Below are 16,486 nucleotides of genomic sequence, written 5' to 3' on the forward strand. Positions count from 1 at the left end.
TGGTGCCTGGCCCGGTGGTGCAGCCGAGGGCGTGTCTGGCGAGTTCGGCGAGGGCGTCGGCCTGGATCTGCGGGATCGACCGGTCGTCGTCGACGACCGGCCCATCGGACGAGCCTGCCGCACCGGTCGCACCCGCTGCACCGATCGCATCGGACGTGCCGGATGTGCCGGTCGCGCCGTTCGTGCTGGTCGTGCCGGGGTTACGGCGGGTGAGGGTGTCGTTGACGAGGGTGTCGAGGGCGGCTTTGATCGGGGCGGCGGTGACGGGGTCGAGGCGGCCGCGGAGGTGGAACATGCCGTGCTGGTCTTCGTGGAGGGTCAGGGCGCGTTCGGTGAACATCCGCTCGTCGGCTGGGGCGGCGCCGTCTTGGTCGAGTCGTGCTTCGGCGGTCTTGACCGCGCGCAGCACGAGCGAGAGGGGCTCGCGTGCGGCGAACTCGACCAGTCGCTGCTCGTACGGTGCGAGCAGGGCCGCTTCGGCGCGGTGCTCGACCCGGCGCAGCATGCCGGTGATCGCGGCCGCGGCCTCGATGCTCACCGCGCCGTGATCGAGTGCGGCCCGTACTGAGGCGAACTTCGCCGGCAGGTGTTCGCCGGTGAACGACGCCCGTGCCCGGGTCGCCTCGCCCACGGCCAGCAGCCGGGACGCCTCGGCCTGGGCGCCACCGGTCGCGGCCGCGACCAGCCGCGCGGGAGAGGCGTACCCGTGCTGTTTCGCGAGCCCCTCGGCACCGAACCCCGGCGCGGACCGTTTCGCGACCTCGTCCGCCGCACGCGCGAGCACCGCGTCCAACGAACGCCGCATATGCGTCATCGCCTCGACCACCCGGATCAGACCCGGCCCGCTCAACGCTTCGAACTCAGCACCGCCCGCCTCAGCACCGCCCGCCCCGGCGCCGACCGTGTCAGCACCGATCGTGTCAGGGCCGAACGCCGGCAGCGCGCCCGACCAGGTCTCGGCGAGCGTGCCGAGCTCGGCCCTGAGCCGATCGATGGACGAGTTCCTCATGTCCAGTAGTATCCACGCACCCACCGACATCGCTCCTCCGGACCTCCAGCCCGCGAGCATTCAGGTCGAGCGCGACCAGTCAGCCGTGTTCGCTAGGACGCCGAGCTCCCCGACGACGGAGTCGACGCCGCGCGCCGTGGGTTCGTGGAAGAGGGCCCGGCCCAGTAGGCCCGGCTGACGAAAAGGGGAGCACGCCGACATCAGCGCCGAGGCGACCACGCCGACGCTAGTGCCGAAGATGATGAGGCCGCGCGTGCGCATGGGTCTCCGGTTGGTCGCGGTTACGGAATGAGACGCGGTCCGGACGCCCCCGAAGGTTCGGGTGTCGGAGGCCGGCGCACAACATCAGATGCGCGCGGTCGCCGCGAAGCTGTCGGATGTCTCGACGGGGTCTGGTGAATGGTGGGCGATGCCGGGCTCGAACCGACGACCTCTTCCGTGTGAAGGAAGCGCGCTACCAGCTGCGCCAATCGCCCATCGGGGCGGGAAGCCCCTCAGAATCGCGGACCGTTGCCGGCCGCGGGTTCGATACTAGCCGACGCTCGGGCACGATTGCACATCGTGCGCGGCGCGGGTGCGCCGACCTCTCGGCGGCGGCTCGCGCGAGGGCGTCCGGATGCCTCGCCGAGGGCCGGACACGCCCGGGATGCGCGGTCGGTTTCGGCCGATGACCGGGATGGATTCCAGGGCGGTCGCCCTCAGTTTGTGATTCGTTCACATCATCGGTTAGAGTCTCTCTGCACGCAGAAATGCGGGCAACGCGGATGTGGCGCAGCTGGTAGCGCATCACCTTGCCAAGGTGAGGGTCGCGAGTTCGAATCTCGTCATCCGCTCTGATCAGTCGGGGCGAAAGCCCCTTCTGTTCTTCTGGTGGTGAACCCATACACGGTGGATTGGCCGAGAGGCGAGGCAGCGGCCTGCAAAGCCGTATACACGGGTTCGAATCCCGTATCCACCTCCAAGGAGAGGCTCTCCTCGACTTGGGCGATTGGCGCAGCGGTAGCGCGCTTCCCTGACACGGAAGAGGTCACTGGTTCGATCCCAGTATCGCCCACCACGAAGACCCCCGGTTCGCCGGGGGTCTTTCGCGTTTCCGGGGCTCGGCCCGGAGCGCGCATGCCGTGGATCCGGCTTCGCGTGCGGTCGAGCTCAGGCGGATCGACTGAGTGCCGGACGAGGGTCGTCCGCGGAGTCATTCCGAGTCGTGTTCCGTGCGCGGCGTCTGAAGAGCGCGATCGCCACGATGGCCGCGGCGACGACCAGACTCGCGCCCAGCGCTGGGCGGGTCTCCGGAAGGACGGCCATGCCGGCGATGAGCCCAAGGATCGCCGCGATGGTCGCGTAGGTCAGATACGGGAAGAGCCACATCCTGGTCGCCGGCAATCGGTTCTCGCGTTCCAGGTGGCGTCGCAAGCGGAGCTGGGCGACGCACACGACCAGCCACACGAACAACGCGATCGCGCCGGCGGAGCTGACGAGGAACAGAAACACCGCCTCAGGGAACCAGTAGTTCAACGCGACGATCGCGAATCCCACGAGGGACGAGGCGATGATCGCGTTTCTGGGGTTGCCGGTCGAGGTGAGCGTTCCGAGACGGGCCGGTGCCTCACCGCGCTTGGCCATGGAGAACAGCATCCGGCTGGCCGTGTAGATGCCGGAGTTCAGGCAGGACAAGACCGCGACGAGGACGACGACATCCATGATCACCGCTGCCCCCGGGATGCCGTAAGACTCGATGACCGCCACGAAGGGGTTGGCCTGCACCGCTGGGCTGTCCCACGAGACGACGGTGACGATGACGAACGTGGACCCCACGAAGAAGATCAGCGTCCGCCACACCACTGCTCGCACGGCGGAGCGGACCGCCGCGGCCGGGTTCTCGGACTCACCCGCCGCGATCGTCGCGATCTCCGAGCCGAAGAACGAGAACACGACCACGAGCAACGCGGGCACGACCGCCGCGAGGCCGTTCGGGGCGAAGCCGCCATTTTCGAACAGATTGGTGATTCCCGGAGGAGTCACACCCGGGAGCAGCCCACCGATCGCGAGCGCACCGAGCACGAGGAAGATCACGATCGCCGCGATCTTGATTCCGGCGAACCAGTACTCGAACTCCCCGAAGAACTTCACCGAGACGACGTTCGTGATGGACAGGACCAGCATGAGGCCGAACGCCAGCATCCACTGGGGGAGGTCCGGCGTCCAGCGGTGGATGATGATGGCGCCGGCGGTGGCTTCGATCCCGAGCGCGACCACCCAGAACCACGCGTAGAGCCAACCGATGGAGAACCCGGCCCATCGGCCGATCGCTCGGTCGGCGTACGACGAGAACGATCCGGTGTCGGGCATGGCGACCGCCATCTCTCCGAGCATGCGCATGACGAGCAGCACGAGCACGCCCGCGAGCAGGTATGCCACGACCGCGACGGGGCCCGCCTGATGGATGACGCTCCCAGAGCCGACGAAGAGTCCGGCGCCGATGACCCCGCCCATCGCGATCATCGATATGTGACGGCGGCGAAGTACGCCGCGGAGGTGGGAAGTCATCGCTGCCGTGGTTTCCGTTGAGAGCGGTCGGGGAGCGTGGCAGAAGAGCCGCCAGCAATACCAATATAACAACATTCCGATCCGTGCATGCGAAACGGAGCGCCGACCCGGGTAGGTAGTACTACGGGCGTTCCGCGGCCCGAGACATCCGGCGCCCTATGGTGAGCGCATGGGGACGGAGCATCTGCAGGAGCGACGAGGCGAGCGACCCGGCGAAGGCGCGGCACCGCCGCGCGCGAGCGGAGCGGGCGCGATCGCCGTCGAACGTCTGCGGCGCCGGTTCGCGAGTCGGCGTTTCCTCGTGCTGCTCGGGGTCTACGCCATCGTGCTGCTCGCGCTCACGCTGCTGTCGGCCGTCATCGCCTGGGCGTTCGCGACGCTGTCGGGCGGTGGTGACACCGGTCCGCTCATCTTCTCGTCGGTGGTCTTCTGGCTGCTGCTGCTCGCGATCTTCGCCGGACCTGCCGTGCAGGGCCGGGCGCTCAACGGCTCGCCCGCAGGCGCCACGGCGCCAGGCCGCCCCACGGCGCCAGCCCGCCCCGCGGCGCCCGCCCGCGCCGCGGCGACCGTGATCGGCGCCCTGCTCGCCGAGTGGGTGACGAGCCTCGCCTTCGTCGCACTGGCGCTGCCGATCCTGCTCGTCGTCGCGGTGGCCGGCGGCGTCGCCGCGCCCGTGGTGATCGGCTCGGTCGCCATCCTCATCGGAGAGATCCTGCTGCTCGCCGCGGTCGCCGTCGGTCTGAGCGGGGTCATCGCCCGGCCCGGCAGGTCGGTGGCCGCGGCGTACGCCGTGGTAGTGGGGCTCACGGTGGGGACCGTGCTGATCTTCGCCCTGGTCGGCAACCTGGTCCGGCACGAGGTGGTCACCCAGAGCCGCGGGGTGAGCTGGTCGTCCACCGACCTGATCGCCGATTGCGAGGAGGCGCTGGCCGACGGTGCGAGCGACTGCGTCGAGGATGCCGACGGTGAGGGGGTCACCACGTGCGAGGCCTGGCAGACCACGACCTCCGATCGCGCCCGCCTCGACCTCGCCTGGTGGGTGCTCGTCCCGAACCCGTTCGTGCTGGTCGCCGACGCGGCCCCGCTCACCTGGCAGGGCAGCATGCAGAGCCCGGCCGACCTGTTCGGGATGGTGACGTTCGGCGTACGTCAGGCACAGATCGCGGGCGAGACGACCGAGACGCTCGACGCGTGCACGATCGACGGGCAGGACGCGGCGTCGACCGTGCCTGCCCTCGTCGAACGGACCACGCCGACCTGGTATCTCGGCCTCCTGGTTCAGGCCGTGCTCGCCGCTGCGCTGCTCGCCGGAGCCGTGTCCCGGCGGACGCCCGGCTCGAAGGCTCCGGTCCGCGCCGAGTAGCCCACGTCGGGGCCCGCCCATCCTCGGCGCGACGGGGCGGCGATCAGGTGCTCACGACGGCTCGCCGCTCTGCGAGCGGATGCGGTCGACGACCGCGCTCGTGGAGTGCGCCTCCACATACCCCACGGTGCGCACCTCGCCCCCGTAGGCGCGCACCGCGGGCGTCTCCTCGAGCATGTCCGGCGTGTAGTCGCCGCCCTTCACGTACAGGTCGGGCCGCAACGCCTCGATCAGCGCGATCGGGGTGTCGGCGTCGAACAGCGTCACGTAGTCGACGCACTCGAGCGCGGCGACGACGCCGGCGCGGTCGATCTCGTCGTTCACCGGGCGGCCGGGGCCTTTCAGCCGGCGCACCGAGGCGTCGGCGTTGACGGCGACGACGAGGCGGTCGCCGAGGCGCTTCGCCTCGCGGAGATACGAGGTGTGTCCGAGGTGCAGCACGTCGAAGCATCCGTTGGTGAAGACGATGCGCAGCCCGTCGTCGCGGTCCCTGGCGACCACGTGCGCGAGCTCGGCCGAGGTCAGGATCGCGGGCCGGGGTGTGCCGGCCTCGGCCGCGAGCGCGGCGGCCGAGCACACCGACGTGCCGAGCGCGCGCACGACGACGTCGGCGGCGCACTGCGCGATCCCGGCGGAGTCGCCGATCGGCGCGCCGATCGCGAGCGCGGCCGTGAGCGCCGCCGCGAACGTGTCCCCGGCGCCCGAGGCGAACTTCTCGGCCACGGGATGGGCGAAGGTCGTGAGCGGGGCCGCGCCGCGCCGCAGCACGACGGTCCCGTCGCGGTCGAGGGTCACGACCATGTGTTCGGCGCCCGCGGCGTCGAGCAGCCGGTCGGCCGCGGCGGTCACGGCGTCGAGGCGTTCCCGCCCTGCGGGCCACGTCTCGCGCACCAGCGCGGCGGCCTCGAGCGCGTTCGGCACGACGACGTCGGGGCGGATGCCTCGCCAGTGCGCCGGCTCGTGCGCGTCCACGACGACGTGCGCGGGCCGCCGGACGGCGACCGCATGCTCGACCGCCGGCACGAGCAACGGGCCGCCGTAGTCGCTCACGAGCATCGCCTCGGCGCCGTCGAGCGCGGCGGCCAGCGCATCGGCGAGCTCGCCGCCGAGATCGCCGCCGAGATCGGCTCCGCGCTCTGAGGCATCGGTCGAAGCGAGGACCGCCGCGGCCGGGCCGCCGCTCGCGTGGGTCTCATCGGCGCGCACGAGCACCTGGTCGTCGGCGACGATCCTGGTCTTCACCGTCGTGACGACACCGCGACGTCGCAGCGCACCGGTGCAGTCCACGCCCGCGGCGCGCAGCAGGTGCACGACCTCGTCGCCCGCCGCATCCGCGCCGATGATGCCGACGAACCTGACCCGAGCGCCCATCGCCGCCGCGTTCAGCGCCGCGTTCGCGGCGCCGCCCGCCGCGGTCCGGCGTTCGGTCACGTCGACGACGGGCGCGGGCGCCTCGCGACTGAGGCGGGCGCTCGTCCCGATCCACCACCGGTCGAGGATCGCGTCACCGGCGACGACCAGCACCGGTGCGAGCGAGGCCAGGCGTGCGGGGATCGTCTCGAGCGTGCTCATGGCGGGGGACGTACCCGTTGCGGGTCCGGACCATGCGCCGAGCTCGGGATTCGGTGGCACCTCGGGGTTTCAGACGGCCTCCGATCGGGCACGGTCCCAGCCAGGACGTGCGGCCGGTGCCGCCGGCCGTGCCGTTCGACCGAGGAGGATCCGTGTCCGTCGTGGCCGTCGCCGAGCGCCCGTTCCCCGGTGTCCGGCGCATCGCGGTGCTGCGTGGCGGCGGGCTCGGCGACCTCGTCGTCGCGTTGCCCGCGATCGACGCCCTCGGCGCGGCCTACCCCCATGCCGAGATCACGCTCCTCGGCAGCCCGCTGCACGCCGAGCTCCTGCGCGGCCGGCTGTCCCCGGTCTCGCACGTCGAGGTCCTCCCCGTGGCGCCGGGAATCCGCGACCCCGGGCACGACGAGTCGGCTGATCGTGTCGACGAGTTCCGCGCGCGCCTGGCCCGGCACGGGCCGATCGACCTCGGCGTGCAGCTGCACGGCGGCGGCCGCTACGCCAACCCGTTCCTCCTGGCCCTCGCCCCCGGGCACACCGTCGGTCTGGCGACGGACGACGCCGAGCGACTCGACCGCACGCTGCCCTATGTGTACTACCAGCACGAGGTCATGCGCTGGCTCGAGGTCGCGGCGCTCGCCGGGGCGCCGCCGGTGACGCTCGAGCCGCAGATCGTGCTGACCGAGTCCGAGCGCGCCGCGATCGAGCCCTTCGTCCCGCAGGACGAAGGGCCGCTGGTCACCATCCACCCCGGGGCCAGCGATCCGCGACGGCGCTGGCCGGCGGGTCGCTTCGCGCAGGTCGCGGCCGCACTGCTCGACGACGGGGCGCACGTGCGCCTCATCGGGTCCGACGCGGACGGCGAGCTCGCCCAGCGCATCGCGGGCGAGGTGCGCGGACTCAGGGACGGCGCAGCCGGCGATCGGATCGCGGTGCTCGCCGGCCGGCTCACGATCGGCGAGACCGCCGCGCTCGCCGCGGCGTCGGACGTCATGATCGCCAACGACAGCGGCCCGCGTCATCTCGCGCAGGCGGTCGGGGCGGCGACCGTCGGCGTCTTCTGGTTCGGCAACGTCGTGAACGCCGCGCCGTTCTCGCGCGCGCGGCATCGCGTGCACCTCTCGTTCACGGTGCGCTGCCCGGTCTGCGGGGCGGATGTCACCCAGGTCGGCTGGACCGCGCCGCGGTGCGAGCACGACGTCTCGTTCGTGGCCGACGTGAAGGTGGCGCCCGTGCTCGCGGACGCGCGTCAGCTCATGGCCACGAGCTCTCTTCGGAGTGACAGACGAGCAGTTCGCGGATCTCGGCGCCCGGCGGCCGGCTGAGCGCGAAGACCACGGCCGAGGCGACGTCGGCGGGATCGCTGAGCCGCGCGTCGGCGCCCGGACGATACTGCTCCTCGCGGTCGTCGAAGAAGTTCGTGCGCATGCCTCCCGGGATGAGGGTCGTGACCCCCACCCGCCCTTTCGTCTCCGCGGCGAGCGCACGCGAGAAGCCGAGCACGCCGAACTTCGACGCGCAGTACGCGGTGGCGTCCGAGACCGCGGACAGGGCGAGCGTCGAGGCGACGGTCACGACCCGCCCAGCGGATGCCTCGAGGTGGGGGAGTGCGGCACGCACCGCCGCGACCGTGCCGAGCAGGTTCACCGCGATCACCCGCTCCCATGCGTCGGGGGCGACGTGGTCGAGGCGCCCCGGGCGGTCGATGCCGGCCGCCGTGACGAGCCCGTCGAGGCCGCCGTCGGCCGCGATCCCGGCGATCACGTGTTCGAGGCGGCGCGTGTCCGAGACATCCGCCTCATGCGTCTCGTGTCGTGCGCCGGGTGGGAGCACTCGGTCGACGACGACGGGCGTGCCTCCGCCGGCGGCGACGGCGTCGGCGACGGCAGCGCCGAGTCCGGCACCGCCGCCGGTGATCACGATGCGTCCGAGTGGCGTGTGGTCCGGCATGTGGACTCTCCTTCCGTGGGTGTGGTGCGGGAACGATGGCGGTCGCGGCCGGCCGGCCGGGGCGTCATCCGACGGCCTCCAGTGCGGCCGCGAGCGCGGAGGACGAGCGTGCGGCATGGTGCGGCACGGAGACCGCGCGGCCGCCCCACTCCTCGAGCACGCGGGTCTCCGCGATCGCGCGGTCCCGGTAGTCGCCCCCTTTGACCCAGAGGTCGGGGGTCAGCCGGCGCAGTGCGCCGACGGGGGTGTCCTCCTCGAACACGAGGACCGCGTCGACGCAGGCGAGCGCGAGCAGCAGGTCCACCCGGTCGGGCTCGGCGATGATCGGCCGTCCGCGGCCCTTCAGCCGGCGCACGGAGGCGTCGGAGTTGAGGCAGACGATGAGGCAGTCGCCCATGGCGCGGGCCGCCTGGAGCGTCCGCACGTGGCCGGCGTGCAGCAGGTCGAAGCATCCGCCGGTGGCGACGACGGTGCCGCCCGCGGCACGCGTGGCCGCGGCGACCCCGAGCGGGTCCGAGCTGTTCCGTACGGGGACCAGGGACGCGTCGGCGTCGAGCATCGCGACGCCGCCGGCCCGCAGGAACTCGGCGGCCCGATCCACCGCGAGCCGCATCGCCTCGTGGGCATCGGCCCCGCGCGCGAGCGCGCCCGCCGCCTCGGCGGCGAGCCGGTCCCCGGCCCCGCACGGATCGATGCCGTGCACCGGACTGACAGGCAGCACACCGGGCAGGGCACGGCCGTCGGCGAGCACCGCGCCGAGCGGGCCGAGCGTGACCGCCGCCGCGCCCGCGCTCCACCTCCGGCGCAGCGTGGTCGCCGCCGGGACGGCCTCGGCGACGTTCGTCACGCGGCCTCCGGTCGCCGCCGATGCCTCCGCGGCGTTCGGCGTGACGAGGGCCGTGCCGGCGATCGGCACCGCGCCGCGTGGATGCGGGTCCCACACGATCGGGCGGTCGGCGGCGGCGTCCGCGAGCGCGCGGCGGAGCGCCGCATCCTCGAGGACGCCACGGCCGTAGTCGGCGGCCACGATCGCGTCGGCCCACTCGAGCACCGAGCGCGCCGTGTCGGGAAGGCGCAGGGCGGGCACCTCGCGGCAGGCCTCGTCGAGCCGCGCCACCGCGTGCCCGTCGGCGCGGACGCGGGTCTTCACGGGCGTCGGCCCGAGCAGCCGCCCCTCGACGACGTCGACACCCGCGAGCGCCGCCCGCAGCCGATCCGCCGCAGCGTCGGTGCCGAGCGCCGTGACGAACCGTACGTCGAGCCCGTCGCGCGCGAGCAGCGTCGCGACGAGTCCTGCGCCGCCCGCGCGATCGCGCGCACGCACCACGTCGACGACGGGGACCGGGGCGTCCGGGCTCAGCCTCGTGGCGCCGCCGTCGAGGTCGACGTCGAGGAGCGCGTCGCCGACGACCGCGATCCTCATCGGACCGCTCCGGTCGGAGGTGCGGCGATCGCCGCGTCGATCGCCCCGCCGATCGCCGCGTCGAACGCGAGGCACAGTGCGTGCACCGCGACGAGCTCGGCCTCCTGCACATTGGCGGCCGTCCCGTGCAGTGCGATGACGTCGTCGCAGACGGTCGCGAGCGGGTTCGGCGCCGGGCCGGTGATCGCCCATCGCGTGGCGCCCGCGCGGCGTGCCGCGTCCGCGGCGGCGAGGAGGTTGGCGCTCGCCCCGCTCGTCGAGAGCAGCAGGAGCACGTCGCCCGGCCTCGCGTGCGCGAGCACCTGTCTCGCGAAGACCTGCTCGAAGCCGTAGTCGTTGCCGATTGCGGTGACGGCCGACGAGTCGGTGTTGAGTGCGAGCGCGGCGAACGGCCGGCGTTCCTCGCGGAAGCGCCCCGTGAACTCGGCGGCGAGGTGCTGCGCCTCGGCCGCCGACCCGCCGTTGCCCGCGACGAGCAGGCGGTGCCCGTCGCCGAGCCGGGCCGCGAGGTGCACGGCCCAGGCCGCGAGCCTCGGCGCCTCGAGCTCGAGGGCGTCGAGCACGGGACGCAGCCCGCGGGTGTGCGCGGTGATGGAGCGCGCCAGTCGGTACGCGGTGGTCGCGGGGGCCGTGTGCGGGATGGTCATCGCCCGGCCCCGCTCCGCCGGCCCGCCGCCGCCGCGCCGCCGTCGGCCGCGCCGGCCGCGCGCGCATCCGGGCGCGCCGGCCCTCGCGACTGCGCGATCACGGCCCGGTAGCACCGCTCGGTGTCGGCCGCGATCCGATCCCAGGAGTAGCGGCTCTGCATCCGGCGACGGCCGTTCGCCCCGAGACTGGCACGTTCGGTCTCGTGCTCGAGCAGGCCGAGCACCGCCGACGCGATCGCCTCCACGTCTCGCGGCGGCACGTGACGCCCGGTCCTGCCGTCCACGACACTGTCGATGAGCCCGCCGACCGACGAGGCCACGACGGGAACGCCGCACGCCATCGCCTCGAGCGGCACGATGCCGAACGGCTCGTACCACGGCGCGCACACGACGACGTCCGCCGACCGGTAGAGCGTGGGCAGCTCGGCCTGCGGCAGCCGGCCGCGCAGGTCGATGCGCCCGGCCGCGCCGGACCGCTCGGCGATGGCGCGCAGACGCTCGAGCTCGGGATCCGTGCGGTCGTCGGCCCCGGACCCGCCGCCGACCACGACGAGCTCGACGTCGACGCCCTGGTGCACGAGCGCGGCGACGGCTTCGATCACCGTGCCCACGCCCTTCCGGGGCACGAGCCGGCCGACGCTCAGCACCCGGTACCGTGCTCGGCGTCCCTCCGCCGGTCCGTCCGGGGAGAAGTGATCGAGGTCGACGCCGCAGGGGATGACGGTGATGCTGCGCCGGGGGACACCCAGGTTGCGCAGCTCGAACGCCTCGTCCGAGCACGTCGCGATGATCTCGTCGGCTCGACGGCCGACGTCGGGTTCGAGCCATTCGCGTTCGGGTGGACTCGTGTCCTCGGCGCCCTGGTGGCGGCGCTTCACGACGCCGAGGGCATGGAAGGTGTGCACGACGGGGATGGTCGCGTTCGCGACGGACCAGCCGTCGGCGGCCGCGAGCGCGGCGACGCCGGACATCCAGAAGTGGCTGTGCACGAGATCGGGGCCGAAGTCCGTCCAGTCCGCGCACGCTCCGGCCGCGAGCTCGGACATGTACGGGAGCAGCAGGTCCTTCGACAGCGGGGCCGGCGGTCCGGCGTCGACGTGCACGACCTCGACGCCGTCGGCGAACCCGGCGATCGGCGGCAGATCGGGATCGTCGCGTCTGGTGTACACCCGCACGTGGTGTCCGCGCCGCGCGAGCGCGGTCGACAGCGCGGCCACGTGCACGTTCTGACCGCCGGCGTCGACGCCGCCGAGCGTGGCCAGCGGGCTGGCGTGTTCGGAGATCATGGCGATGCGCATGTCGTCCCTTCCTTCCGTGACCGGCGCCTCATCCGGGCCCGGCCGATCCATCGGGCCTCCTCGTGCGTGCCCGTCGTGCCGCGTGCTCGACGACCTCGGCGAGCAGGACGTCCCAGTCGCGCAGGAACCGGCCCAGGTCGTAGCGGTCGAGCGCCGCCTCGCGTGCGGCGGCCCCGAGCCGTGTGGCCTCGACCGGGTCGTCGACGAGCATGCGGGCGGCGGCGACGAGCGAGTCGACGCTCGTGGAGACGAACCCGGCACCCGGCGGCACCGCCCTCGCGGCCTCGGTCGCGTCCAGGACGACCACGGGCATGCCGAGCATCATCGCCTCGATCAGCGCCAGTCCGAGCGACGTCCAGCGCGACAGATGCAGATACGCGCGCCGGTCGGCCATCGAGGCGTGCAGCTCCGCCGGCGGCAGGTCGCCCATCGGGCGCACCCGCACCGGATCGATCCCGAGGGCCGCCGGGAGCTCGCCGACTCCCATGCCGAAGACGTCGATCCCGGACCCCGCGGCGAACCGCGGCAGCAGGTCGGCCCCCACGATCCGGCGGCGCCTCACGGGCTCGTTCGACACGAACGCGAGCCGGTCGATTCGGCCCGTGTAGCGTCGACCGGGGTCCGGGACCCCGTGTTCGATGACGATGGTCGGTGCACGGCCCGAGTCCCACACCACGTCGTTGAAGTGCGTCACGTGCACGATGGGCACGTCGTCGCGATCGGCGAGCGGATGCCGCTCGGTGACCGGCTCTCTCTTGGGCGTGTTGTGTTCCAGGAAGACGGCGGGGACGTCCCGACCCGGTCGCCGGCCCGTGAGCTGCTCGACGCGCGCGAGCTCATCGGACCGCTGCAGGACGACGACGTCGATCTGTTCGTCGTGCAGCTCGCCGAGGTCGACCTCGACCGCGCCGGGAGGCCACGGGCGCCCCCCTCGCCCGAGCCCCCACGGTCCGCGGCGCGGATCGGTCGGCAGCAGATACGTGTGGCCGCCCTGCACGAACGCGTCCATCCATCCGCCGTGCACATGCCAGATCAGGATCCTCATCCGGCGACCACCTCCGCTGCGGTCGTCGCGTGCGTGCGGGCGACCGCGACCACCGCGTCGGCGACCGCCGCCGGCGTCACGTCGGACAGGCACGGGTGCCCGGGCACGGGGCAGCTGCGCGCACGGGTGCCCGCACAACCGGCGTCGGTCCGGCCGAACACCACCACGGGCACCCCGTACGGCCGCCAGCAGCGCTCGGACACCACGGGCGAGAACAGGCTCACGACCGGGGTGCCGACCGCGGCCGCGAGATGCGCGGCGCCCGTGTTGCCGACCACGACGGCCGCGGCGCCCGCGAGCACCCCGGCGAGCCCCGCGAGGTCGGTGGCCCCGCCAAGGTCGGTGACGCTGCCGAGGCCGGTCACCCCGCCGAGGTCGGTGGCGCTTCCGAGGTCGAACCGGGCGCCGCCCGCGACCTCGGCCGTGAGCGCGCGTTCGGTGCCCGAGCCCGTGACGACGACGTCGAGTCCGCGGTCGCGGAGCAGCCGCACGGTCGCCCGGTGGTGGCCGGCCGGCCACATGCGGGCCGGGACCGCAGCCCCGGGATGGACGACCACGTACGGGTCGCGGCCCGTCAGCCCCGTGGTGTCGGGCGGTGCCGTCACGGCGAGCCGCCCGTCGTCGCCCGCGGGAAGCGGGTAGCCGGCGGCTGCCGCGATGCCGAGGGCCCGGGCGACCTCGGACTGCTCCTCGGGGAAGTCCTCGCCCGGGCGGAGTCGGACATCGAGCAGGCTCCCGGCGTAGTCGACGCTCGCCCCCGTGATCCGGCCCACACCGGCGAGGCGCAGCAGGAGCGCGAGCGGGAGCGGACTCTGATGGAAGGAGGTGAGCACGATGGCCTCGTCGGGGTCGACGCGGCGGACCAGTTGCGCGAGCTGCTGCACGTGCGCGGGCGTCACCGGGGGAGCGGGCTCCACGATCCACGGTGCCGCCCACACGTGGGTGCGCGCGACGCGAGGGAGCAGCGCACCGGCCTCGGCGCCACGCGGACCGCACAGCAGCTCGACCTCGGCGCTCGCCGCGATCGCGCGGACGGCCGGCCCGGACAGCAGGACATCGCCCGCACTGTCCAGGCGAGCGACCAGCACCGTGCGGCTCACCACGGCACCTCCTGCGCGAGCGCGGCCGACACCGCTTCGAGCAATGTCGACGCCACCGCGGGCGCGGCCGTCACCTCGGCGGGCCGGGTCGCCGGCGTGGGCACGAGCCAGGCCCGCGCGCCCGCCGCGAGCGCCGCCGAGACATCCGCCTGGATGTCGCCGATCACGACCACCCGCGACGGCTCGACGCCGAGCTCGCGGGCGGCACGCAGGACCAGCCCCGGCGCGGGCTTCCGGCAGTCGCAGCCGTCCTCCGCCGCATGCTCGCACACCGCCCAGACGTCGAACGGGCCGAGCAGGTCGTCCACCCGGGCGTTCACGGCCGCCATCTGCGCCGTCGTGACCAGTCCGCGAGCGACGCCCGACTGGTTGGTCACCACACCGGCCGGGATGCCTCGTGCGCGGAGCAGGGCGACCGCCGCCGGCGCGGTCGGCATGACGACGACCCGACCGGGGTCGCCGTTGTAGGGAACGTCCACGATCAGCGTGCCGTCGCGATCGAACAGCACCGCCGCGGGCGCCGCGGCGTCCCCCCTTGAAGCACCAGCCATGGTGAGGTACTCCCCACCGGGCCGGCTCATGAAACCTCCCTCCCGCGGACGCCGGGATCCCTTCCGCCCGGCTCCGGTGCCTGTCAGGGTGGTGGCATGGTCGTTCGGGAGGATCTCCGGCACGACCCGCGACCGGTCATGCTGGTGCTGCGGGCGCTGAAGCTCGGCGACCTCCTCGTGGCCGTCCCCGCGCTCCGGGCGCTCAGGCGGGCCCATCCCGGCCACCGGATCGTGCTCGCGACGACCGGGTGGCTGCGGCCGGTCGTCGAGCTCGTCGAGGCCGTCGACGAGCTCGCGCCGACCCCTGGGCTGTCGCAGCCGATCGACGTCGCCGGGCGCGAGATCGACCTGGCCGTGAACCTGCACGGGCGCGGCCCGGAGAGCGCCGACCTGCTCACGGCGCTGCACCCGCACCGGCTCATCGCGCATCACCCGGACGCGGCCGACGGACCGCCGTGGGTCGACGGGATGCTCGAACGCGAGCGCTGGGCGAGGCTCGTGCGGGCCTTCGGCGTCGAGGCCGACGCCGACGAGGTCGGGATCGCGGTGCCAGCGCACCGCCCGGTCTGCACACGTGCGGCGGTCGTTCACGTCGGCGCCTTCTACGGATCGCGCCGCTGGCCGGCCGAACGGTTCGCCGAGGTGGCTCGTCATCTCGAACGCACCGGGGAGACCGTCGTGCTGACCGGCGGCGACGCCGACCGCGAACGCGCGATCGCGATCGCCCGCGCGGCCGGCCTCGGCGCCGACCGGGTGCTGGCGGGCCGGCTCGAGCTCGCCGAGTTCGCTGCGGTCGTGGCATCCGCCCGCCTGCTCGTCTCGGTCGACACCGGTGCCGCGCATCTCGCGTCCGCCTATCGCGTGCCCTCGGTCGTGATCTTCGGTCCGGCGCCGCCCTCCGAGTGGGGGCCGCCGCCCGGGCCGCATGTCGTGCTCACGAGAGCCGAGCTGCGGCGCGGCGACACGTTCTCCGACGAGCCCGACCCCGCGCTGCTCGCGATCCGCGTCGACGAGGTGGTGCACGCGCTCGACGGGCTCCGTGCGGGGGCGTGATCCGCGTGATCCGCACACGTCGCAGCTCATCCGACGTCGAGCTCCGCGGGATCCCCGAACGCGTCGGGGTTGGCGGACATGCGCTCGCGCAGCCTGACGAGGATGCTCGTGAGCAGCCGTGACACCTGCATCTGGGTCACCCCGATGTCCGCCGCGATCTCACGCTGCGTCCGCTCCTCGAAGTACCGCAGGTAGACGATCCGCCGATCCCGGGGCGGCAGGCTCGCGATCGCACGGCGCACGAGCACCCTGGTGTCGGCGCGCTCGAGTCCGCCGTCGACCGCGCCGAGCAGGGCGTCGGTGCCCGAGTCGTCGTCACCGCGATCGTCGAGCGAGATGGGGTGCAGGCTCGTCGGCGTCGCGATCGCCTCCTGCACGGCTTTCCGGGAGGTGTGCAGGAAGACGGCGAGCTCGCCGCAGGTCGGTTCGTGCCGCAACTGCTGGGCGAGATCGGGCATCGCCCGCAGCGTGGCCGTCCTGAGCTCCTGCACGCTCCGGGGCGGGCGCACGATCCAGCCCTGGTCGCGCAGGTATCGCTTCACCTCGCCGCTGATCGTCGGCACCGCGTACGGCACGAACGCGTCGCCCCGGAAGGGATCGAACCGGTGCACCGCGTTGATCAGCCCGACACAGCCCACCTGCCGCAGGTCGCCGAGGTCGCGGTAGCGCGGTGCGAGCCGCCGGACCAGCCCGTCGACGAGGTCGAGGTGCTCGAGCACGATCTCGTCCTCCACCAGGCGGCGCGGTCGCCCGCTCAACGCACCGCGTTCCCGGAACCTCGCCCTGGTCCACTGCTCGCGCTCCGCCCAACGCCGGCGGACCGTCTCTGCTCGCGCAGACCTCGCTGCTCCGATCACCGTGCGACCCCCTCGGTCCTGCGGAGGGCCGTACGCCCGCCGACGACCGCAGCACATACCTCTCGAGCACTTCT

The 16,486-nt window shown here is 73.4% G+C and carries 14 protein-coding genes and 4 tRNA genes; 6 read left to right on the top strand and 12 right to left on the bottom strand.

The features are described 5' to 3' along the window. Both RH864_RS12085 and RH864_RS12090 read right to left on the bottom strand, forming a co-directional pair. Positions 1–1,009 (bottom strand): DUF222 domain-containing protein (locus RH864_RS12085; RefSeq protein WP_310517813.1); only part of this gene is annotated, 1,009 nt, incomplete at its 3' end. Between the two features lie 400 nt (positions 1,010–1,409). Further along, positions 1,410–1,485 (bottom strand) — tRNA-Val (locus RH864_RS12090). Between the two features lie 284 nt (positions 1,486–1,769). On the opposite strand from RH864_RS12090, the gene RH864_RS12095 reads away from it, so the two are divergent. The 3 genes from RH864_RS12095 to RH864_RS12105 all read left to right on the top strand — a co-directional run bounded on the left by RH864_RS12095 (position 1,770) and on the right by RH864_RS12105 (position 2,066). Continuing rightward, positions 1,770–1,842: transfer RNA gene (locus tag RH864_RS12095), tRNA-Gly, on the top strand. Between the two features lie 54 nt (positions 1,843–1,896). Continuing rightward, positions 1,897–1,970: transfer RNA gene (locus RH864_RS12100), tRNA-Cys, on the top strand. Between the two features lie 21 nt (positions 1,971–1,991). Further along, positions 1,992–2,066: transfer RNA gene (locus tag RH864_RS12105), tRNA-Val, on the top strand. A gap of 92 nt (positions 2,067–2,158) precedes the next feature. On the opposite strand, the gene RH864_RS12110 is transcribed toward RH864_RS12105, so the two are convergent. Further along, the gene (locus RH864_RS12110) at positions 2,159–3,556 is read right to left on the bottom strand and encodes an amino acid permease (RefSeq protein ID WP_310517814.1); all 1,398 of its coding nucleotides are present in this window, start codon (positions 3,554–3,556) and stop codon (positions 2,159–2,161) included. A gap of 169 nt (positions 3,557–3,725) precedes the next feature. Here RH864_RS12110 and RH864_RS12115 point away from each other — a divergent pair, with 169 nt between their 5' ends. Beyond that, positions 3,726–4,919 carry a hypothetical protein gene (locus RH864_RS12115; protein ID WP_310517815.1) on the top strand — a complete coding sequence of 398 codons (1,194 nt, stop codon included), beginning with the start codon at positions 3,726–3,728 and terminating at the stop codon, positions 4,917–4,919. A 51-nt stretch (positions 4,920–4,970) separates the two neighbouring features. Here RH864_RS12115 and rfaE2 read toward each other — a convergent pair whose 3' ends face one another. After that, the gene (gene rfaE2 / locus RH864_RS12120) at positions 4,971–6,491 is read right to left on the bottom strand and encodes a D-glycero-beta-D-manno-heptose 1-phosphate adenylyltransferase (protein ID WP_310517816.1); all 1,521 of its coding nucleotides are present in this window, start codon (positions 6,489–6,491) and stop codon (positions 4,971–4,973) included. 152 nt (positions 6,492–6,643) lie between these two features. Here rfaE2 and RH864_RS12125 point away from each other — a divergent pair, with 152 nt between their 5' ends. Continuing rightward, positions 6,644–7,813 carry a glycosyltransferase family 9 protein gene (locus tag RH864_RS12125; protein ID WP_310517817.1) on the top strand — a complete coding sequence of 390 codons (1,170 nt, stop codon included), beginning with the start codon at positions 6,644–6,646 and terminating at the stop codon, positions 7,811–7,813. On the opposite strand, the gene RH864_RS12130 is transcribed toward RH864_RS12125, so the two are convergent. The 7 genes from RH864_RS12130 to RH864_RS12160 form a co-directional block, all read right to left on the bottom strand. Continuing rightward, the gene (locus tag RH864_RS12130) at positions 7,743–8,438 is read right to left on the bottom strand and encodes an SDR family oxidoreductase (RefSeq protein WP_310517818.1); all 696 of its coding nucleotides are present in this window, start codon (positions 8,436–8,438) and stop codon (positions 7,743–7,745) included. The two genes, RH864_RS12125 and RH864_RS12130, sit on opposite strands and share 71 nt — an antisense overlap. A 64-nt stretch (positions 8,439–8,502) precedes the next feature. Continuing rightward, positions 8,503–9,861, bottom strand: coding sequence for a PfkB family carbohydrate kinase (locus tag RH864_RS12135; protein WP_310517819.1), 1,359 nt, complete (start codon positions 9,859–9,861; stop codon positions 8,503–8,505). Beyond that, positions 9,858–10,508 carry a D-sedoheptulose-7-phosphate isomerase gene (locus RH864_RS12140; protein WP_310517820.1) on the bottom strand — a complete coding sequence of 217 codons (651 nt, stop codon included), beginning with the start codon at positions 10,506–10,508 and terminating at the stop codon, positions 9,858–9,860. The genes RH864_RS12135 and RH864_RS12140 overlap by 4 nt, the downstream gene beginning before the upstream one ends. Continuing rightward, complete coding sequence (locus RH864_RS12145; RefSeq protein WP_310517821.1) at positions 10,505–11,806, bottom strand: glycosyltransferase; 1,302 nt, start codon at positions 11,804–11,806, stop codon at positions 10,505–10,507. Before RH864_RS12145 ends, RH864_RS12140 begins: the two co-directional genes overlap by 4 nt. 28 nt (positions 11,807–11,834) lie before the next feature. Beyond that, complete coding sequence (locus tag RH864_RS12150) at positions 11,835–12,851, bottom strand: glycosyltransferase (RefSeq protein ID WP_310517822.1); 1,017 nt, start codon at positions 12,849–12,851, stop codon at positions 11,835–11,837. Then, positions 12,848–13,951 (bottom strand): glycosyltransferase family 9 protein, encoded by a 1,104-nt coding sequence (locus tag RH864_RS12155; RefSeq protein ID WP_310517823.1) that lies wholly within the window; start codon positions 13,949–13,951, stop codon positions 12,848–12,850. Before RH864_RS12155 ends, RH864_RS12150 begins: the two co-directional genes overlap by 4 nt. Further along, positions 13,948–14,532: a D-glycero-alpha-D-manno-heptose-1,7-bisphosphate 7-phosphatase gene (locus RH864_RS12160; RefSeq protein WP_310517824.1), complete on the bottom strand. Its 585-nt coding sequence runs from the start codon at positions 14,530–14,532 to the stop codon at positions 13,948–13,950. Before RH864_RS12160 ends, RH864_RS12155 begins: the two co-directional genes overlap by 4 nt. 66 nt (positions 14,533–14,598) lie before the next feature. On the opposite strand from RH864_RS12160, the gene RH864_RS12165 reads away from it, so the two are divergent. After that, complete coding sequence (locus RH864_RS12165) at positions 14,599–15,555, top strand: glycosyltransferase family 9 protein (RefSeq protein ID WP_310517825.1); 957 nt, start codon at positions 14,599–14,601, stop codon at positions 15,553–15,555. A gap of 26 nt (positions 15,556–15,581) precedes the next feature. Here the strand turns inward: RH864_RS12165 and RH864_RS12170 are convergent, their stop codons facing one another. Then, positions 15,582–16,289, bottom strand: coding sequence for a sigma-70 family RNA polymerase sigma factor (locus RH864_RS12170; RefSeq protein WP_310517826.1), 708 nt, complete (start codon positions 16,287–16,289; stop codon positions 15,582–15,584). Between the last annotated feature and the right edge of the window lie 197 nt (positions 16,290–16,486).

It is taken from the genome of Agromyces aerolatus, from assembly GCF_031432255.1.
Lineage (GTDB): Bacteria > Actinomycetota > Actinomycetes > Actinomycetales > Microbacteriaceae > Agromyces.